Source organism: Clostridium sp., assembly GCF_047718555.1.
GTDB lineage: Bacteria > Bacillota > Clostridia > Clostridiales > Clostridiaceae > Clostridium_I.
Genome location: NZ_JBDNRK010000028.1, coordinates 15,486 through 37,448, shown reverse-complemented (window position 1 = coordinate 37,448; position 21,963 = coordinate 15,486). Strand labels below are relative to the sequence as shown.

Sequence of the window (21,963 nt, the reverse complement as noted above, 5' to 3'; positions counted from 1 at the left end):
ATTACAAACCTTTTTACTTATTTTCTCATTTTTCCTAAATATAGCTTGACAATATAGTATTTTTGATATATGTTATATATATGATTAGTGCTAAAGCTACTATGGTTAGCTTTGCTTATGTCAAAAAATACTGATTTAGTTTTTATGTAAAACAAGAGGTTGCCTCAAATGATTTAATAGGATCATTTTGTGGCAACCATTTTTATTGTATAACCTAAAACAATAAGTTCTGTTTTTGATTTTTGCTCACCTATGGAAAGAATATATTAAATTATCGAATATGGTAGATATGTCCTAAAAAAATACGAATTATAATTAAAAAATATAACTATTTACTCCTAATCATTTTTCTTATTTGCTCATAAATGTCCTGTTCAGTATATTCATTAACATTCCCATCTTCATCTGGCTCAGGGTCTTTGCCAAATCTTTCAAGAATAAGTTTTTCCTGTTCCTTGGATATATTTAAGAATAACTCTTCTCTTAACTTTTGTAGATACTTTTTAGTAATAATCACACTCTTTCTCCTTACCCCTTTAATTTTACGAGTTGTTCTCTTAATCTCTTATTTTCATCTTTAAGTTCTTCCATTTCAACTAATTGAATAATTAATTTTTCCTTATCTTCTTTAAGTTTTTTAATTTCTCCATACAACTGCTTTATCTTATCATCTTTAACTTTTGCTTTATCTTTAGGTGCAGCAACTATACCTTCGTAAGTAACACCTTTATCAATAGCCCTAAGACTTAATATACGCTCTTTTAAAATATCATTATTATACAGAGTAGCCTTAGATACACCAGTTTCCTCAGCCACAGTTTTGAAGTTAATAGACTTTGTTTTAGAACGCTTTAATTTATCAATAACTGCATTAACCTTGTTAATAGTTTCTTGGTTCTTCTTTTCTGCATATTCTTTGAGACCTTCAGATTGTTGTAGAGTTTCCTATGCCTTTCATCTCAATATAATTACTTTTTCTAACCTGCGAATTATCTATACCATTAGCATAATTCCATATTACTTCTCCATGGCTTTTTAGAATGTTTTTTAATATATTTACATCATAATTGGCTAAATCTCCAATTGTATTAATGTTTAACTTGTGTAATTTGGGAGCTGTAGCTCTACCCACCATAAATAAATCTTCAACGGTCAGTGGCCACATTTTCTTTCTTATCTCATGTGGAAATAAGGTGTGTATTCTATCTTGCTTTTTTAGGTCTGAAGCAACCTTTGCAAGCAGCTTGTTATTTGATATACCTATGTTTACTGTAAATCCCAATTCTACTTTTATTCTTTCTTTTATAGTTTCAGCCAGCCTTATATAATCTGTATATAAATTTTCCATGTTAGAAAAATCCAAAAAACTTTCATCCACTGAAAACCTTTGTATGATAGGTGTATATTCATATAGTATTTTATGCATTGCTGAACTGCATTTCATATACAGCCAATATCTTGGTGGTACTATGACTAGCTCTGGACACTTTATTCTAGCATCATGCAAGGTTTCACCAGTCTTGATATTATATTTCTTAGCAGGAATTGACTTTGCTAAAACAATTCCATGTCTACTTGTCTCATCCCCACCTACCACAGAAGGAATTGTTCTAAGGTCTAATGTTTCTCCTTGCTGAAGCCTATAAGTTGCCTCCCAAGAAAGGTATGCACTATTTACATCAATGTGAAAAACTAATGTACTCATAATTTTCAACCTCTTAATAAATATTAATATGCTAATTCAAGAACATATGTTCTTATATATTATATACCATTTCTATACTTTTTATAAGAGGTTTTGAAAAAATATGAAATGTTTATATAATTTAATAACATGAAGAGACTGTTTGTAGTTTGCTCTGGATCTTATATTTACAATTAATTACAATAAAAGTTTTTCATTACTATTTTTAAACATATTTCCAACAATAGTCTAAAGCATTACTTTAACTTTAGGTATGTCGATTATAGATAAAAAAGACTCACCATGTGCCTTTGCATGATGAATCTTTTTTAATTTCCATTTTATATATTTTCAGGAGCGACGATTGGAATATGGCCACTTCTTATTAAAATAAATAGCAACAGAAAACAAACTTTTCTGACATTCTTTCAATTTTCTGTAATGTAACTGTTAACTTTTAAAAATTGGTAACAGAGTGGAGAATTTTTCTTTCTATACACCAATGCTTATTGAATAAGCTTCATCATACTAAAGAATTGCATAACTAATTGTAAATCAACTGTGAAATTTAAAAAATTGTTAATATAGTAAACAATTTTTTACCACTTATATCCATTTAAATTTTTTCATCATTTATCTACATTACATATTATATCATCTATAGAAACTATTCCAAGATCATTGAATTTTTCTACATCCATTTCTTCTGGTATAGCAATACATAAAAAATCTTTTGCCCTACTAAAAGCTACATAGTAAATTCTACAATCATCTTCTTCATACTCAATATTAGGATTAATAATATTCTCTAGTTCTTTATCATCTTCCATATACACCAAAACAGATTCAAATTCTGCTCCTTTAGTTTTGTGTATTGTTCTAATGTTAGTACTTTTTTCTTCATTCAATTTCAAGTTATTAACAAGTTCTTTAAATGCTACTGATTCATAGCATTCTTTTATTTTACCTTTTTTGCCTATTTGAGAAATTTTCAAATTAAGTTTTTCTAATATATCACTATTTAATTCATTATAAAAGTTTATTAATTTTTTTTCTATATTACATAATCTATTATTTACTAAATACTCTAATATACTTACAGCACAACTTCGTTTTTCTATATCATTAAGCTCTTTACATGATTTAAATGGTTCTTTTAATTCAGCATTTTTAACACCTTTAAATATCTTTAAAATTTCTTTCATAGCCACTTCATACCTATGATCATTTGCATATTCTTGAGCTAATAATAAATGTTCTAAAAAACTAGCTCTATAAAAATGTGCTTTATAAACTTTATCCCAGACTTTACAATCACAATCATTATCGTTGTTCTTTAATTTAATTACTCCGTCATTACTTCTCGCAACAATGCAGTACTCATTTTTTAAACCTAAAAGTATTCTACATTCATTAAATCTTTTTATGATATGTGCTGGATCACTTGATTTAACATAAGAAACTTTTATGCCCTGGCACTTTCTAACCCCTTTTTGTATTATCTTATCTCCTTTTCTTATATAATTTAAAACGTTTAAAATGTTATCAGTGCTTCTTCTATTATTTTCTATTAAATAGTTTGTTTGACTTCGCAAATTAAAATTTAAAAATTCTTTTCTTGAAGCTCCATTAAATTTATAAATAGACTGTGCTGGATCTCCTATGACACCAATAATACTTTTTCCCTGTGCAAACCATTTAACTATTTCTGTCTGAATAGGATTTGTATCTTGAAATTCATCTAAAAAAATATATGGGAATTTTATCGATAGGAATTCTCTTAATATAGCATTTTCTTTAAGTATTCTATATGAAAAATATAAAACATCCTCATGGTGTATTATTCCTTCAACCCAATATAACTTTTTATATGACAACAGTTTATCTTCCATATAACCTCTGTTATATTCTTTTTTTGCTTTTAAAACTAAACTATCATCCAAAAACCAATCTAAATCTAAAAATATATGCTTAATTCTCTTTTCATTAACATGTTTATAAAGTTTGTTTTCTCTTATCCATTCATTTATCTTTCCTGGGCTAGCTACATTATTTGTATGACCATTCATCTTCTGATAATTTACAACACATTGTCCATTTTCATCTTTTAATAAGTAAATATAAGGTTTTACTACATTATTATATAGAAAACTATGAATAGTAGATATTTCTACTCTGTCAGAATTTGCCTTCAATCTCTCGTTTATTTCTTCAGCAGCTACCGTAGTATACGTTATACAAGCAATTTTTGAAGCTGATTTTAATATTTTTGATTCTTCTAATACATGCTTAATATGTTTTACCAACCAATAAGTTTTACCTGCACCAGGACCAGCTGTGATTTTAAAATTTGTATTTATGTCAATTAGCTGTTCTGAATTAATTGTTTCATATTCAGTATTACTCATCCTCTTTTAACTCCTTATTATCCATATAGCACACCCAAATAAATGCTTTTTGGATATGATTCGGCAATTTAATATCTATTTCCTTACTTCTTACTTTCTCTGCCAATTCAAATGCAGCCTCACCTTTAGTGTCTTCAGCATATTTCAAATAGGATGCTGCTTTTTTAGCTTTTACTTTTTCTTCTTGTTCCCAAGAACTTTTCTCTAATTCTTTAAAGTTAATAATCTCAATTTCATCATTAAAAAAATCTTTATTATCATAATTTTCAAGTGCAATATCATATTCTAGTGTTTTTCCTTTTTGAGAAGAATTATAAAATATGCTTACATTGTCACAATCTTTTGTATACTTTAATAAATTCTGAACTGCTCCTGAAAAAAACTTATATTCACAGTTTTCAGTATCTGAATTGATTTCAAAAGGCCAGCATTTTTTCCAAGCACGTCTTTTTTCCTGTGACTTTTCTTTTTTAATAATTTTTGATGGATCTGAATCAATTATACATGCTACTCTTTTTGTCAATGCATATTTAAGGTTTTCTTTCTTTATTCCAGCTCCAAATAATTTTATAAAATGTTTAAACGTTAAAGCATCTACTCGAACCATAGAAACATGGTTTTTATCAAAACTTCTATTAGCTTGCTCTGCTAACACTGGCAATAATATTTGTTCTGCAAGTCCTTCCCCTAAAAGAACTGATTTAGCAAATAACATTGTAGATTTTGTAGCATCTAAATAACGTTCAACATATTTTTTTGATTTTATATCTTCTTTATCAGCATCTGAAAAAACCTTGCCTGGATATCTAGCAGTTGTATTACCTGCTTCATCTGTCTCCATACATATTATTTTGTCTAATCCCACTGCTGCTGTTATATGTGTTGAGTGAGTTGTTATAAATATTTGTCTACTTATTTTTTGATTACTAACTTCATCTTTTAAGAATTTTAAAAAGTTGTATTGTAATGCTGGATGGAGGTGTGCCTCTGGTTCTTCAACCAATAATATTGGGAATACTTTAGCATTCTCACCATATTCATCCGAAGTAATCATTTTAAACTTTGATAATAACAATGATATATAAATTAAATTATTATATCCCATTCCATTGTTAATAATAGGAACTTCAATTCCTATCTTATTTTTAATCATTAATTTCAATACAGATAATACATCGTTTTCTTCTAGATTTCCTCCTAAAGTTGGAATGCCTCCTATTGAAGCACCTGTTTTTTCTGCAAAATCTAAAACATCGTTATTCCCTACTCTCTTACTAATGTTTTTTACAATCTTATCAGCATATTCATCAAACTCTTTTTTTCTATCTTTTTTTTCTTTCTCAACTATTTTCTTTTTATCTTCTACTGAAAGTTCATCTCCATTTTGAATTTCTATATGAGAATCTTTAAAATATCCTAAAACTTCTTTTAGCAAAGCATTTCTTCCTGTAAACATTTTACTTTCCACATCTCGTAATGCATCAAGTAACTCGCAATGGAATTTATCTAAGTATTCACTTTCCACCTTATTTTTACTTTCACTATTCCCTCCATATATCCTTGAAACATACTTTTTCAAATATTTTTCAAAGGTAGTCCACCTTTTCTGAATATAATTTCTTTGTGATTTCTTAATATTTTTTATTTCTTCTCTATATTCCTTATTATTGCTTTCTGGCAAATAAAATTTATATGTAAGTGTAGCTTCCCACGGTGTTTCTAACTTTGTAAGCCAACTAGCTACAACTGCTTTATCTTCTAGTTTGTCACTACTCGATGATTTGAGAGTTGCAATTATTGTTATTTCTGGTGGTTGTTCGCATATTTCTAGAGCTTTATTAACTAATTCTTTATTAAAATCATTAGTATCAGGTGTCCTCACTCTTGAACGATTAAATATATATTCCAACGCCCTCATTATAGTTGTTTTTCCACAATTATTTTCTCCAATAATTACATTTAAGCCTTCATTAAATTCTATCTCTACATTTTTACAGCATCTAAAATTATTAATTTCTAGCTTTGATATATACAAGATTATCCCCCTTTTCAATACCTACTAAAAATTTCATATTATACTTTTAATTGTAACTCACATTTCCTCAAAATTCCACAATATAGCTTCTATTTTCGTCTTTCTTTTATTATCTCAAATAAAAAGTCATGCAGAAATATTGTTTTCATATATCTCTACATGGCTATCAGTATAATCAACTATTATTTACTTTTTCCGTATACAACCCTATGATATATTAATACTTCTTTTTAAAAACACACCACACATCAAAGATTATTCAATTATATTATAATACTTGTAAATAACCTAACTTCCTTCAAAAACTAGAATAATTTTTGTTGCTAATTTCTTAGTTTTTAGATACAATATCATGCTCTTGAATAACTAATCTGCTTTCTAATTCTTTTGAAAACTTTTCAAGTCTTTTATTATAAAAAATATCGTAGTCATCATCCCATATACCGAATGATTCTAAATCATCGATAAGATGACTCTCCATTGCTTTCTTAAGCTCTTTATTATGTTTACTAAATTCTTTCATATATTTACTTGGAGCTTTATCCTTTATTTGACGTTTGTTTAAAAAATCATCTACAATTGTTATATTTGCTATATGATTAATAAAGAATTCATCTTCTCCTTGCTTTCTCAAATAAGCACGTGGAAAGAAATGATGATAATTTTTACTATTAGCTTGTCTTAGCCAGTTATTGTTTATATTTACTTCAGAATTATCAACAAATGATAATGGATGATGATATGCTAATAAACATAAAAATCCCTTTATATACGCTTTACCTGTTGAAAACCATCCATTAGTCGATAATGAATCTATGCTTATATCAACAACTTGTTCATATTTTGGCAATCCTTCATTCAATATTTGATCCATCTTCTTAATATCTTGTCCTACTTTAGTTTCTAAAGAATTTGAAAATCTTGAATTTAATACAGTACGCCAAAAGTAATCTTGTAGATATTTTTGCTTGCTCCCAATAGGCTTATCCTTATGTTTAAAAAAGAAATAAGTAAATGGTATTAATAAAGCATCATATGGTAATAATTGTGATACTGGTATTCTATAAAAATTTCTAAAATAATCTACTGCACTTTCAATTGCTATAATAACTTTATCCCAAATATCAATAAATGCATTTTTATCTAACTTAAGAATTTGCTTTTTTGAACATTCTTTTACTAGACAAACCGCTACTGCTTGTAATACTGTTGAGCTTGGAATGGTATCATAATTTACTGTTGCCAATTTTTCTATAAGTTCATCGTACTTCACAGATAAATCAAAATCTCTTTCAACATCAAATGTCTTAGCAACCATTATTTCAAATACTGATAAACTTTTTCCTCCAACATTTATACGTGTAAATATTTCTGTTGCTACATCTATTGGAGCTTCATTAACTGCTATTGTTGAAAATGCATAAGTTTTAAATCTATTAGCATACTCTTCAAGTTTTTCATGATATTTTTCATCATATTTTCTTGCTAATGATAGCCCCCCAGAAATCAGTTCTGTTACTTTAATTAACTCTTTAGCATCCCTATTTGATATATCAACAGTCACTATTTCTCCATCTTCATCAGCTTCAAGGTCTACATATATCTCTGAATAATCTTCATCTTTACCATCTTCATTTTTAATTGTAGCACCCTTGATACTGACATATAAACTTGTCATTCTTTGCTGTCCATCCAATACATATTGAACAAAATCACCATCTGGTGTATCTGGAAGTTCTATTCCACCTATATTTCTTATTGAACGTAATCTTTCTTTCGTTTTCCATAATATGAAAGTTCCTATTGGATACCCCTTAACAATACTATCCAATAAACTTGCTGATTCTTTTTTTGACCAAACAAATTCTCTTTGAAATTGTGGTATTTTAATTAATCCTTTTTCAATATCATTTATTAATCCATTATATTGAATTGTTCCTGGTGTTGGCTGATACATGTTATCACCTACTTCTATATAATATTTAAATTTAATTTAATAAATTATATCTTTTCAAATACTCTCTGTTTTCTCAATTCCTTTAATATCTGTTCAACTTCTCCTGATTTCTTTAAAGATTCTATAACAACTCCCATCTCTATATTTCCTTCAATCCCATGATAAGAAAGATTTGATGATGAAATAAGTGTTCTATATGAATCAATAACTATTACTTTTGCATGTAGAGCTGCCATTTTATCATTTGAATTTTTATTATAATCATAAATATTAAGATATCTGCTTTTGTACAATAATAATTTATCTAGTTGTTCTTTCTTGTTTTCAAAATCATTAAGATATAAATTTACATATATGCCTCTTTGACTTTTATTAATTATTTCATTAAATAATTCCATAGCATAATCAGATATTGAATATCCTGTTAATGTTATGCTTTTCTCTGCACTATATATTAGTTCTTTCATAACTGAGCTTGTTTTTCTTGCATGTAATTTAAAGCTATTGGGTGCTGTTATGACAATCTCAATTTTTTCAGTTTTTTTGTAGTTATATAATCCAATCGCAATTTGCAATAGCCTATTAGCTTCTTCAATTGATAGGTTTGGAAATTTCTTATGAATTTCCAAAAGAGATTCCTGAAAATTTGAAACTAAATCTGTATTTGTTTTAAATTTCTCAATATCAGACACAATTGTCTCTACCAAAAGTGCATCACTTATACTTCCATTCCACATAATTCTTTCACCAAGTCCTTAAAATAACTACAATTGCTATCTATTGCTAAGGGTACTACAAGTTTTCTGTCTAATAACCTATTTCCATTTTCGCAAGCTGTTTCTGAAATCATCGCACATGAATGACAAGCAGCGCCACTTAAACGTTCAGTTGAAGGCTCATTAGCCATGCATTCTGGATCTGTTGTACATGTTAAAGCATTTTCCAATGCTTGCTTTAATAATTTATTAAAGCTTCTGACTTCACCCATTTCAACTAATCCACCTAAAGATCCTTCCTTATCAGCGCTTCCAGTATAAAGTAAAATGCCACACATATTCTCACTACTATATATTCTTTCTTTAATAGCTGAAGATGAATAACCACATAGCATAGCCATTTCCTTAATTAACAAATGAGAAAAAGTATGTAAAAGTACATATTCAGCATTTCTTTCTTTAAATTTTGTCCATCCTCTTGCTTTGCAAAAATCATTATAATAATCTTTATACATTTCTGAAAGTTTTTGAGTTTTCAAGTTTTGTTTCCACTTTTTAATTGTATCTTGATTAAATTCAATAAAAATTCCTTCTCCATTGATTTCTACTGCTGGTAACCAAGGTTCCACTTTACTCGTTGTAAGAGGAACAATATTTTTAGGATCATCAACTTCTGGTTCTGGAGCTTCCATCCTCATAAATCCTAACAATACCATTACTTCTCTTAATCTATGAACTTTAATAATTCTGGAAAAATATTTTGAGAGATAATTTGGAACTTCTTCCTCTTCAGCTTTAAAATATTTTACATTTGTCTGATATATCATATCATCGTGGTGAGTAATAGCGGAATATTCCATTTCTTTTATTTCAGTAAACTCCTTTATTTTTTCATCCCTTTTTTTAACTGCATCATCAAATTCTTCTCTTGAGCATACATCTTTAAAGTACTTTTCATAAATTTTTGTTACTCCCATTTCTCCAAAGTCTTCTCTATAATTAAGAATATCTCTATAATGTTCATCGACTAATGCATATAATGGGTTTATCCATGGTGGAATTGATATTGCGCTTCTAATTACTGAAAAATATACATTGGACGCTCCACGTTGTGAAGGAATAACCTGTTTATTACATTTAGAATAATACCCTTTTGTATTTTTCATTATCTGTGGGTTATGTGGATGCCTTCCACTACATTTTAATTCTTTAAAGTTATCTGGATTTGTTGCACCACTCATATTTCTTGAATCTCCACATTCACACTTAACAATTAATTCTGCTAATGAAGATGTATTTCCAGTAGAAATCAACTTCATACTTTTCTTACATGTTGTTTCTCCTCTATGTACCCACCATCTCCAAGGGAAATCATCAAGATGTCCATCTGTACATGCAGTAATAAATCTTGCTGGATATGCTTTGAAACCACACAAAGGGCAAACTGGACCATTTTGAATGTATTTATCTAAATTAAAGTTCTCTGTTATATCAAACAAATTATTGCATTTACTATTAGAACAAACATGATAGCTTGGAAATGATACAACAGGAATATCCCCGGTAAATGAAGCTTTTGGTGTCTTAAAACAGTCTACTCCTAAATAAGAAGCTAGCCTTGAATCATATATGGTTTTCCCATAAGATGTCCAATAATTAATATCTAAAACTGTTACTGAGTCATTGAGAGCATCTAATATAGAACCTGGACCAAAAGTTGTTATTAATTGATTAGGTCTTAGCTCTCCAAGTTTATTTATTTTCATGTTTCTTCGCCTCCTCAGTAAAATAATATAGTGATGATGAACTTTCAACTTCTCTCATAGAATTAAGAGTAGGTTTTTCTTTTGGTGTACAATACTCATTATAGTAATTTAGTAATCTGTTATATTTATCAGTATATTTAATGTAATAAAGCAATTCTTTTTCTTCATTTGACAAACATTTCCAATCTTCAATAAATTGATTTATTTCAAATAAAGTATCTTCTTTTGCCTTAGCTGATACTATTGATAGTCTTTCTAATATAACTTTTTTTGCTTCTTCAACTATTTCACTTTCAATATCACAGATGTTCTTTGCTCCATTATTTGGTGCCATAGTTTCATTTTTTAATCTCAATAAAGCTACAACTATTGCATGTAAAACTCTATCTCTTGCACGAGCTGAGAATGGTGTAGCTGTAGTTCCCTCTACATACCTATACATATGAGAATGAAAGCCTTTAAAGTTTTCATAATGGGATAAATCCCTTGGTCTATATGGATTATAAATAGTTACTACAAGTCCTGGAAATTTTCTCCCTATACGGCTTGTAGCTTGAATATATTCAGAATTCTGCTTAGGTTGTCCCATTACAGTCATTAATCCTAATCTATCAACATCCATACCAACAGCAATCATATTTGTAGCTATAGCAACATCTAAACACTCCTCATTATCATGTGAAAGTGTTAATTGTTCCAATAATTCAGCAATCTTGTATGATGAAATACGTGATGTTATCTCCCTTGTTCTCCTTAAGAATCTTTCTTGCCCATAAGCATATCTTTTCTTTATTCTTTTTATTCTCTTAGGAATGTCATCTTGCAATAACCTTACTGTACCACCTAACTCTCTTATACTATTAAAATAGCCAATTAAAGTATAATAAGGATCTATCCATTCCTTATATGATTCATGAGTTGATAGTTCTTTAACTGCCTGTAATAACACTGCATATACCCTAAGTACAGTAGTTTTCATTGACTGTCCACTTGCACACACAGCACAATATTTTCTAAATGGTTTTTCATCTAAACTAATTTCTTTAATAAAATAACTGTCCCCAATATCAAAACCACTTGGAGGAAATTGAGTTAAACTATTTCTTCCATATAAACATTTTATCTGTGCATCTGCATTTTTAATAGTTGCAGTAGAAACAATGTATTTAGGTATTATTTTATATCCAGCTCTAGTAAATGAACACATTTCTTCTATTACAGTTTCATATCCACCATATATTGTTCCAAGTGGTCCAGTTATCAAATGCAATTCATCTTGAACAATAAGTTCTGGTGGATAAAATTGCCTTGTTTTAATAACCTTTGCTGCACTCAAGTTTTCTTTTTTATTATGGCTTTTTGAATGTTTTTCTCCACATGCTATATATCCATGTCTTTCGCAATATCTATCAGTTCTTCCAAAAATCAACCCAGTTTTTTCATCCCAAGGAAGCCTTGCAAATTTATCTACTGTGGAGATTATAACTGTTGGACATTTTCTGTATATTTCCTCATCTATAACATAAACTGGTATTGGCTTTCCTTTATATTTATAGAAATAACAATTAACATCATGGCAATAAATATTAACTTCTCCTTTTTCAGTATCAATTTCATAATCCTCTTTATTTATTGGACTTCCACAGAAAGGACAAGTAATTATTTGTTTTTTAAGTTTATTTTTAGCTTTATCGCTTGCTGTAGGGTCATCTTTATTAAACTTAAATTCATTAAAACTATTAGGTGTTACCCCTCCACCTACCCAAAATCCTATTGAAATTGGTGCTTTACCATAATCTTTTTCATGCTTACTTCTAATAATTTCTGCTGCACATATCATTTTAGTTAATCTATCACGCTGTTGTGTTGTCAGAAGTCTTAATGTATATCTTAAAATAACTGTAACTCCACCATCTTTTTCAAATTCTTTTTCAAGCTGAGCAGTTAGTCTTCTATATCCAATTACAAAAGCAATTAACCCTAAATAAGCCTCTGTTTTCCCTCCTCCGGTTGGGAAATAAAGCAAATCTACATTTTTACGTTCATCATCTAAAGGATTTAAGCATCCATTAATATTTAGTAATATAAATGCTATTTGGAATGGTCTCCACTTGCTATGATCTTTTTTACAAAATTCTTCATCTCTAAAACTACATTTTATTCCGCTACCATATTTTTTAGAGAATTCACTTATTCCTCTTTGCAAATACATAGATTGATTCATAAAACAGAAGGCTTTAAAAGCATACTCATTTTGTTCAATTTGTTCTATACCTTTAGAAATTCTGCTATGAGCTTCAAAACACGTATTTATTATCTTATTACCTCTGTCTTTAAATTCTTCATCTTGCATTTTAACATTATTTTTTAAAGCATCAATCCATTTAAAATACTCATTATTTAAAGCTTTTAGTCTACTAATTATTTCAGCCTTATTGGAAGGCTTTGCCATAAATTGCATAGAAAAATAATCTTCTGAAAATCCCTTAAGGTTTGGGCTAACAGAATTAATCTCATGTTCTGGTATAAAAATAGTTCTAACTTCTACAGCTTTTCCTCCATCTGATTTAATCCAATCTGCAGCACATCCATTACCACGAGCATAAATTGGTCTTTTTTCATAGTAAAATTCATCTTCTATTTCAATATCACGGCAAAGGTGTTCTGGTTCAAAAACAGCTTCATTATCAATACCTTTAACTATAAGTTCAGCTTGAAACATTACATTTTCAAAATCTCTATCATCTGAAGTTTCTCTGCAATTACTTAAATAAATAGCTACCAATTTAGAGGCATTTTTAAGTAATATTTGTGATGATTTAATTTTAATTGATTGATCTTCCTTTAATGATAACTCTGTATTCCTGTTTGTATTTCCTAAATCAAGAATCAATTCTTCTTCTTTTGGAACACGTACAAAAACAGTTCTGCCTGTTTTCTTTTTATTTTCTTCATTGTTGTAATTTTCTAGTTTTAATTTATCTTTATAATATTGTCCCCATTTAACCTTAACCTTTAACTTTTGGATATTATTATTGACATAGAACCTTATGCCCATGGATGATTGAAGCTTAAACTTAGTTCCTACTATTTCATCAATTTCATCCTCTTCCTCTTCTCCTCTATAATCTTCATCTCTAGCTGATGTGAAATCTTTATTTTCATATTCCACATCAGATGAAACAGAAGCTTTATGAGGATACAACATACCTGTTATATAGCTACTTAATGGAAACTCATCCAATTTTTCCTCCTCTTCCAAAGGACCCACTAAATCAATTCTTAGAGCATCAAGGATCTTATTTCTAACTTCACTATATGCTTTATCACTCATTCTCAATTACCTCCAAGTTTACAGTCATACCAGCTGTATATCTAAAAGAATTACCTATAATAACATTGTTACCAGCAATAAGTCTATATTTCCATTTTTTACTATCTGCATCTACTTTAGTTGCACACTCACACCACTTTATTGCTGCCTTTGCTTTGTCAAGAACATCTTTATTATCTGTTTCATTTTTAGCTTTAATCTCAACTAAATATTTTGAATCAGCTGTTTCCACTATAAAATCAGGATTATATTGTTTTCCAGCTTTATAGAATACACCCATTTGGTTTAGTGGTGGTTTAATCCATCTTAATACATCCTTATCTTCTTCTAATATAACTGAAAATCTTCTTTCATCATCACTATCAAAGCCATATTCAGGATAGTAAGATTTTTTATATCCTGTAAATAAGTACTGCCTAATATTCTTCTTGTCTTTTATATCTTTATGAAAATCAACAGTACCTTCTGGCTTTATATTTTTTACAAAGGCCTTAAATAAAATTAAGTCTTTTTCTATTCTATATACAAACTCAGTATGTTCTTCTTTTACTGCATAAATTTGTTTCTTAATATCGTTAATTATTAAGGTAGCATATCTTCTAACTATTTTTTTCTTATCTTCATAAGATCCATCAATAAGCTTAAGATATTGTTCTACAACATTTAATATATAATCAGCATCATCTGCACTAAATTCTGGTACACTTTCAAGAAGCATACATGCAAGTTCATTTACTGGATCATCAATTTCTAATGCTACTGCTTCAAGTGATTCAAGCAATTTATTATTTATAACATCATATCGCTCAATATAAGATAACTCTATTACAAAATCCTTTATATTCTTTTTAATAGTTATTGGTTTAAACTTTACTGTTGAACTATATCCTATACTTATTTTAGGTACAGAAATGGCAAATTGCTTTAATTTATTTATTTTTTCAATGAATTCATTCTTTTTAAGCACTGGTGTTTTACTATTCTTTCCCTTAGCATGTACCTTTGAAAGTTCTCCACCAGCTTTTTTTGAATTTTCATCTATCTTTTCTTCAACTGTCTTTTCCAGTTCAAATAATGACATTTGTTGAATATCAGAATCGTCTTTTGACTTTACCACTTTGGCATAGGTTTTTAAATAGCCTTTATACAATTCTTCCTGTATTCTACTATTACTAATATCTTGAAATGACTTCATATCAGTATAATTTATTGCTTTTTCAAATAATTCTAATTGTACATTATTAAACTCTGGCTCTACGTCTACTGATTCAGTTGACTCTATTTCTTCCTCGTCAAGATTACGTCTTTTAAATACTGGATTTGCTTTTATTTCATCAACTAATTCTCTATAATGATCGTGAGCCACTATGTCTAATGTGTCTAGTTCTTCTTGTCCAGTTATTTTTCCAAAAGGTAAACGTAATCCTCTTCCTATAGTCTGCAATGTGAGTATTTCACTTTTAGCAGCATTAAGAGGAATTATAGTAAATAGATTATTAACATCCCAACCTTCTTTTAGCTTGTACACATGAAGAACTATTTCTATTGGATTTGTATTTTCTTCTATAGTTAATAATTTTTTAATGTTGTCCTCAGTTTCTACACTACCTGTTTTTGAATGTATTTCTATAACTTTACCTTTATATTTTCCATCAAAAAATAAATCTGAATCTATTATTTGTCTTATCTCCATAGCATGACTAGTATCCTTACATGATATCAACACTATTGGTTTCACTTGAGTCAGACCATTTTCACTACAATATTTATATACCACTGCTTTACGATGTTCATGTAGCTTAATACCATCTTTTATTTTCATTTCTTCAATATCTTTTTCAGTAAATCCTGCGGTATTTGTTCTTCCCATAACTACTGGTATTTTAAGAAATTTGCCTGCTCCTTCTGCTAAGCCATAGCTATAAATAATATTCTTATTTGTTGGTTTTGGAGTAGCTGTAAACTCTAGCCCTAATATTGGCTTTAAATAATCTATAGCTTTCATAGATGCAGGTGCATAATACCTATGGGCTTCGTCCATACAAATCACTAAATCATCAAAACTAGCAAGTACCTCAGCAAATGATTTTCCAAGAGCTTCTTGAAATTCATGAAATTTAAACTGAACATCTCCTCTTTTGAATATCTTTCCAATATTAAAAACAAACAATTGAATTTCAGAAGATTTGTCAGTTTCTATTTCTCCCTGAACATATTTCACAGGATAAGATAAATAATTTTCACCATCATATACCTTAGGTCTTCCCATTTCCGATTCTAACCCTTTAAACATATATTTAGGATGGTGCGGCATTACCTCTTTACGTAACTTATCATATATTGTATTTCCAGGTGCTAAAATAAAAAAGTGTCTATATCCTTTTGTTTTATATAAATAATATATAGAAGCACCCATTAACCTTGTTTTACCAATACCAGTTGTCATTTCAAAACAGAAAGAAGGAAAACTAAGATTATCATCCACCTTTATCTTAGATTTTATTTGGCAACTTTCTGAGGCTGTTTCCTCTACTTGCTCTTTAGTATAGGCTTTATAATCAATTTTTGAACATATATTATCTAAAGTTTTCATAGCCTCAAATTGAGGTTCTCTAAGACTCATTGCCCAATTTAATTTATCAACAATACTCATTTTATATTCCCTCACTTTCAAAGGAACACTTACTTAAAAGGTCTTTTGGTATTTTCTTTATTTCAACATTATCTGGCAAAGCAATATCCGATTGCATTTTAGTACAATATACTAGTAAAGATTCTTTATCTCCCAATTCATTAACGAGAGAAAATACATACTTACTATTAACAAATTCATTTGTAATATGAATAAACCTATTTTCAGAGGACTTTCCTTGGAAATTTCCAACAGGCTTATACTTAAAACATTCTATTTTGCAAATAGCCTCTGCCATCATATCAAAGGTATAGGATGGATTGATTGTATAAATTGGCAACTTAGAATTTTTAACAAGTAGTGGTTCTGCAAGTTCATAAAATTTAAAACCACCACCACCTTTCCAACCAACAGATTTAGATATCCCTCCTTGTTCACCATTAACTACTAATTTGAGTCTTGGAATACAATGTGTATAACAATGTTGTCCAAGTTCTATACCTATATACTTTCTTCCCATTTTATGTGCTACAGCTGCAGTAGTTCCTGAACCAAGGAAACTATCGATAACTATATCGTTTTTATTTGTTGTTAAATGTAGTATCCTTTCAATTAATGCTTCTGGCTTTGGAGTACTAAAAATATCATTAGGATTTATTGCTTTTACTTCTCGCTTTGCATTTTGATTATCACCAACTTCACTTCTATACCAAATAGTTTTGCATACTGTACCTTCCTTAACTTCTGATAAAAATCTTTTTAATTGAGGAACATTATTACCATTTTTGCCAAACCAAATTCTATTGTCTGAAACAAGTTCATTGAACTTGTTTTGAGAAATCCCCCAGCTTCTTCCATCAGGAGGCATTACTTTTCTTCCGCTGGGTGTAATTATTTCATAAATATCTTTTGGAGTTACTCTTTTAACAGACAAATCACTTATTTTCCAATTCCCTCTTGGGTCATTATCTGGATTCTTATACCTAGCATTCATTTCATCTGTTCTTGATAATAAATTAGGCCTCCATATTTGCTTATTTTTTGCATAAACAATTATAAAATCATGGCTATCTGAAAGCCACTTAGCATCATTTTGTGGTGAATATTTCTTTTCCCATATAATATTTGCTACAAAATTGCTCCTTTGAAAAACTTCATCGCAAAGTATCTTTAAATATGCTTGTTCATCATCATCAATACTAATCCATATACTTCCATCTTCACTAAGAAGATTTCTTAATAATTCAAGCCTTGGTTTCATCATACATAACCACTCTGAATGCTCTAGACCATCATCATAATGTTCAAATGCACTACCAGTATTATATGGCGGATCAATATATATACATTTAATTCTTCCTGCAAAGTCCTGTTCTAAGGCCTTCAACGCAATAAGATTATCCCCATGTATAAGCATATTTTCTGTATTAGGGTCACCATAGGATTTTGACTTATCTTCTATTAATATTCTCGGTTCAATCTTTTTTTCTTCATATTTACCTACCCAAGTAAGTTCTAACTTGCCTTGTTTTAGCATTATTGTTCCTCCAATCAAAACTTTAGTATTAATCTAACTATCAAATATGGATCTATATTAAACTGTTTCTTAAAATCCTGTTTAAGATTGTCTGCTTCATTATCTATTGCTTGGATGGCCTCATGGTATTTTATTATAATATTATTCCGTTGTTTTTCTCTTTCTTCTGCTTGTCTTTTATAATCTATTTTTTCTTTGAAATTTTTAGTGGCAGCACACTGTTCTTTTATTTCTTCTATTTCAGAAGTAATAGTCTCTATCTCCATATTAAATTGTTCTTTTCTAATTTCAGTCCAATTATTTATTTTAGAATTGTTATATTCAATAATATTTTTGTATTGAGAATAATATTTTAGCATTAGTTCGCTATATATATCTTCTCCACATTTATCGACTTCATTTTCCTCTATATTTATCTTAGTAATTTTACTCTCATTAATATTTTTAATTATATTAATTATATTTTTTTCATCTAAATTAATTTTATTTTTACTTTCATCAAAAATATTTAACACTGGATATATAAGTTTTTCATTATTATAAAATCCACCGATGAAAATATATCCATGATTTAAATTATATTTATTTAAGTCATAGCTTTCCACTTTAAAAGCTGCTGGTAAATCTATTTTTATATTTGGCTTATCAATATTTTGCCAAACCTCATTTTCATCTAAAAAATTTATTATATTTGATAAGAAGCTTTTAAAATATTCACTTTTAGTATTCTCATCCTTACCAACAAGTAATGATTTTAATTGCTTAAATTTAGTATTTCTTTTTCTATCAAATTCCTTTTCAAGAGATTTAAATTCTTTATTAAATTCACCTATGCTATCACAACATTGGTATATTTGCAATATTCTCTTTTCAAAGTTCATGCCTGATTCTAACAAGCCAAGAGCTTGGTCTGATGCACCAAATACACCTTCAAACAGCATAAATTTTTGGGATAAAATTTCATAAACTCTCCTATCTGCTAGATTTTCGGTATTTAATAGATTCATTACAACTGTATCATTTTTTTGACCATATCTATGACATCTACCTATACGCTGCTCTATTTTTTGTGGATTCCAAGGCAAATCATAATTTATAACAGTATTACAAAATTGCAAATTTAAACCTTCTGCCCCTGCATCAGTAAGCAAAAGAATTTTACAATTATTTTTAAAATAATCAACAATAGCATGCTTAGCTTCCACATTTCTACTACCAAATACCTTTCCAAAACTTTTAGCCTTCCATGCTCTATAAATATCACCTGTCCGTTTATCTGAAGTACTTCCATTAAAAATTAGCACCTCATTCTCATATCCATTCCTAACAAGTTCATTAAAAAGGTATTCCTGAGTTCTAACAGATTCTGTAAAAATTACCACCTTTTCATTTATGCTAATTTCCTTCTGTCTTTTAAATGCAATTAATAGTGCCTCAAATAATGCAGATGCCTTTGTGTTTTTATCTATACTTTTAGCTAATTTTATAATGTTGTCTACTATATCTATTTCATGTTGAATAAATTCATTTACCTTTTCCTTATCATAAAGTTCACTAATTTTATTTTCTTCCTCTTCATCGCTATCATCATCTAAATAAGAAAAGAAGTAATCAAGTCCTTTATCCACATTCTCAATTTTTGTACTTTCTTTTAATAATTTAAGTCTTTCTTTTAGGACTTCAAAAGTTTCAGCAACTGCATAACTTGATGAGGCAAGTAATTTTCTTATAACCACTGTAATTAAAATTCTATTAGATGTAGGAATTGAATATAATATATTTCTCTTCAAATAATCATTAATTAATTTATATAGAATTGCCTCTGATGGTGATAATTTAAAATCTACAGTTATACATATTCTTTCCTTGAAAGACAAATAATCTGCTACATCTTTTCTTAAGGTTCTATGAATAATGTGATTTATATGCTTTTTTAATTCTTCATAATTCTTATCATTTAAATATCTATTTGCATATATTTGTTTATCAAAGAATATTCTTTCATCTATAAAATAAACTAATCCATATAAATCAAATAAGTTATTTTGAATTGGGGTTGCTGTAAGTAGAATTTTAGGAATTCCTTTTGTTAGTTGATATATATTTTTTGATGTCTTTGTGCCTGATTTATGCACATTCCTTAATTTATGAGCTTCATCAAATATAACAAAATCCCAAACTGTTTTACTAAATAAATCACCTTTTTTAGAAGCATAGTTATAAGAGCATATTATTACAGCTATATTTTCATTTGTTGTGTCAACCTTATCATAATACTCATCCATGTTGCAGCTATCAACAATTATAGAGTATATATTAAATTTTTCTTCAAGCTCTATTTGCCACTGTTTCCTAAGATTTGATGGCATAATTAACAAAATTCGTTTTCCACCGTTATGAATAACATATTTTAATACAAGACCTGCTTCTATAGTTTTACCTAATCCAACTTCATCAGCAAGTATAAGTCCACCTGTCTTCAAAAAAGCTACCGCTGAACAAAAAGCTTCTACCTGATGTGGATTAACATCAATATTGGAACCTATTAAACAACTATATGGATTATTTTGTAGAAATTGCTTTTTAATACTTGCATAATGTTGTATAAATATATTATCCCCCATAATTCTAACTCCCCCAAAATAACATTACTCTAACATTTCCTTAATTTTTTCTGCAATCCCTCTTGCCATTAGAGGTGGAACTGCGTTACCAATCTGCACAAATTTTGCTGTTCGAGGTCCTTCAAAAAAATAGTTATCAGGAAATGCTTGAATTCTTGCTGCTTCTCTAACCGATATTGAACGGCATTGCTCAATATCAGGATGGATAAAATGGTGGCCATCTTTTGAAATATGAGCTATCATGGTATGTGAACAGGCAATATCCGATGCCAGTACTTTAAATCTATCTAAAAAAGACTCTTTATTTTTATGGGTACATAATCTTTCCGGTAAATCAGTATATTTTAACCTTCTATGACCATTATTCCAAGCGTTAATAGCCAATCTGTATATTTCCCTATCCCTCTCATTATGAGTTCTGCACATATGAAGTGTTAAAACATCATTCTTTTTCCTAATACCACTCCACTTTAAATATCTGTTAATGGTCTCAACATATTCATTTCTTTCTTCTCCAGGACTAAGTGGACTTAAATCTCTTAAAATATCATTTACTTTCGCTTTTATATTTACTGTTTGCAGTTCTGGATATTTTAGTGCACTTCCTTTTTTCCATCCAATAATTATAATTCTTTTTCTGTGTTGTAAGACACCAAAGTCAGCAGAATCTATAGGTTTTGCCTCTACATCATAACCGACTCTTTTCATAAAAGATATAATGTCTTTAAATGTTCTCCCGCCTCTTGCAGTAAGTATACCCGGAACATTCTCAAATACAAACATATCTGGATTATATTTTTTTAAAAACTTAATATATTGTTTATATAAATAATTTCTCGGATCATTTTCCATACCATCATCATCTCTAGCTCTACCTATAAGTGAATAAGCTTGGCATGGTGGACCACCAATTATAACATTTATTTTATTTATTCCTCTATTTTGAATTATATTATCAATATTATCAAACAAATTATTAATTGTTTTATCTGATATTTCTTCGTTCATAACTGTGTCTAGTAAATCATTTGGTACTAAATCATATAGTTCTTCTCGAGAAATTTCTCCTCTTAGATACCTATAATATACTCTTAACCTTCTACGTTCTTTTAAATAATAATAGCAAGTTCTTGTTTTCAATGTTAATGATGCATATTCATTCATTTCTATATGTGCAATAGGGGTAAAACCTACTGAAACAAATCCATCTGAAAGTCCTCCTGCTCCTGCAAATAAGTCTATAAAATTCATATACTATTCCTCTCTAAGC

11 protein-coding genes and 2 pseudogenes are annotated in these 21,963 nt (G+C 28.9%); all 13 read right to left on the bottom strand.

What is annotated here, in order from left to right; all coding sequences use genetic code 11:
• Positions 1-328: 328 nt before the first annotated feature.
• The 13 genes and pseudogenes from ABF633_RS12340 to ABF633_RS12280 all read right to left on the bottom strand — a co-directional run bounded on the left by ABF633_RS12340 (position 329) and on the right by ABF633_RS12280 (position 21,944).
• Complete coding sequence (locus ABF633_RS12340) at positions 329-517, bottom strand: hypothetical protein (protein ID WP_415524092.1); 189 nt, start codon at positions 515-517, stop codon at positions 329-331.
• A gap of 11 nt (positions 518-528) precedes the next feature.
• Positions 529-915, bottom strand: a pseudogene (locus ABF633_RS12335) (DUF6262 family protein); the annotation flags it as partial.
• 16 nt (positions 916-931) lie between these two features.
• Positions 932-1,708 (bottom strand): annotated as a pseudogene (locus tag ABF633_RS12330) (Y-family DNA polymerase); the annotation flags it as partial.
• Positions 1,709-2,313: 605 nt separating this feature from the next.
• Positions 2,314-4,092: a UvrD-helicase domain-containing protein gene (locus ABF633_RS12325; protein WP_415524090.1), complete on the bottom strand. Its 1,779-nt coding sequence runs from the start codon at positions 4,090-4,092 to the stop codon at positions 2,314-2,316.
• Positions 4,085-6,127, bottom strand: a complete 2,043-nt coding sequence (locus tag ABF633_RS12320) for an ATP-dependent nuclease (protein ID WP_415524088.1) — start codon at positions 6,125-6,127, stop codon at positions 4,085-4,087. The genes ABF633_RS12325 and ABF633_RS12320 overlap by 8 nt, the downstream gene beginning before the upstream one ends.
• Positions 6,128-6,458: 331 nt before the next feature.
• A complete protein-coding gene (locus ABF633_RS12315) occupies positions 6,459-8,084 on the bottom strand; it encodes a DUF262 domain-containing protein (RefSeq protein WP_415524086.1) in 1,626 nt (541 codons plus the stop codon).
• 44 nt (positions 8,085-8,128) lie between these two features.
• Entirely contained in the window at positions 8,129-8,821 is a 693-nt protein-coding gene (locus ABF633_RS12310; protein WP_415524084.1) for a phospholipase D-like domain-containing protein, read from the bottom strand.
• Entirely contained in the window at positions 8,803-10,566 is a 1,764-nt protein-coding gene (gene drmB, locus ABF633_RS12305; RefSeq protein ID WP_415524082.1) for a DrmB family protein, read from the bottom strand. The genes ABF633_RS12310 and drmB overlap by 19 nt, the downstream gene beginning before the upstream one ends.
• Positions 10,553-13,900: a DISARM system helicase DrmA gene (gene drmA, locus ABF633_RS12300; protein WP_415524080.1), complete on the bottom strand. Its 3,348-nt coding sequence runs from the start codon at positions 13,898-13,900 to the stop codon at positions 10,553-10,555. Before drmA ends, drmB begins: the two co-directional genes overlap by 14 nt.
• Entirely contained in the window at positions 13,893-16,553 is a 2,661-nt protein-coding gene (locus tag ABF633_RS12295) for a DEAD/DEAH box helicase (RefSeq protein WP_415524078.1), read from the bottom strand. The genes drmA and ABF633_RS12295 overlap by 8 nt, the downstream gene beginning before the upstream one ends.
• A 1-nt stretch (position 16,554) precedes the next feature.
• Entirely contained in the window at positions 16,555-18,069 is a 1,515-nt protein-coding gene (locus tag ABF633_RS12290) for a site-specific DNA-methyltransferase (RefSeq protein ID WP_415524076.1), read from the bottom strand.
• A gap of 14 nt (positions 18,070-18,083) precedes the next feature.
• Positions 18,084-20,693, bottom strand: coding sequence for a DISARM system SNF2-like helicase DrmD (gene drmD / locus ABF633_RS12285; protein WP_415524074.1), 2,610 nt, complete (start codon positions 20,691-20,693; stop codon positions 18,084-18,086).
• Between the two features lie 24 nt (positions 20,694-20,717).
• The gene (locus tag ABF633_RS12280; protein WP_415524072.1) at positions 20,718-21,944 is read right to left on the bottom strand and encodes a DNA cytosine methyltransferase; all 1,227 of its coding nucleotides are present in this window, start codon (positions 21,942-21,944) and stop codon (positions 20,718-20,720) included.
• Positions 21,945-21,963: the final 19 nt, after the last annotated feature.

Coding starts and splice junctions, on each gene's coding strand:
- ABF633_RS12325 (WP_415524090.1), bottom strand. CDS start 4,092: ATGAGTAATACTGAATATGAAACAATTAATTCAGAACAGCTAATTGAC.
- ABF633_RS12315 (WP_415524086.1), bottom strand. CDS start 8,084: ATGTATCAGCCAACACCAGGAACAATTCAATATAATGGATTAATAAAT.
- ABF633_RS12310 (WP_415524084.1), bottom strand. CDS start 8,821: ATGTGGAATGGAAGTATAAGTGATGCACTTTTGGTAGAGACAATTGTG.
- drmB (WP_415524082.1), bottom strand. CDS start 10,566: ATGAAAATAAATAAACTTGGAGAGCTAAGACCTAATCAATTAATAACA.
- drmA (WP_415524080.1), bottom strand. CDS start 13,900: ATGAGTGATAAAGCATATAGTGAAGTTAGAAATAAGATCCTTGATGCT.
- ABF633_RS12295 (WP_415524078.1), bottom strand. CDS start 16,553: ATGAGTATTGTTGATAAATTAAATTGGGCAATGAGTCTTAGAGAACCT.
- ABF633_RS12290 (WP_415524076.1), bottom strand. CDS start 18,069: ATGCTAAAACAAGGCAAGTTAGAACTTACTTGGGTAGGTAAATATGAA.
- drmD (WP_415524074.1), bottom strand. CDS start 20,693: ATGGGGGATAATATATTTATACAACATTATGCAAGTATTAAAAAGCAA.
- ABF633_RS12280 (WP_415524072.1), bottom strand. CDS start 21,944: ATGAATTTTATAGACTTATTTGCAGGAGCAGGAGGACTTTCAGATGGA.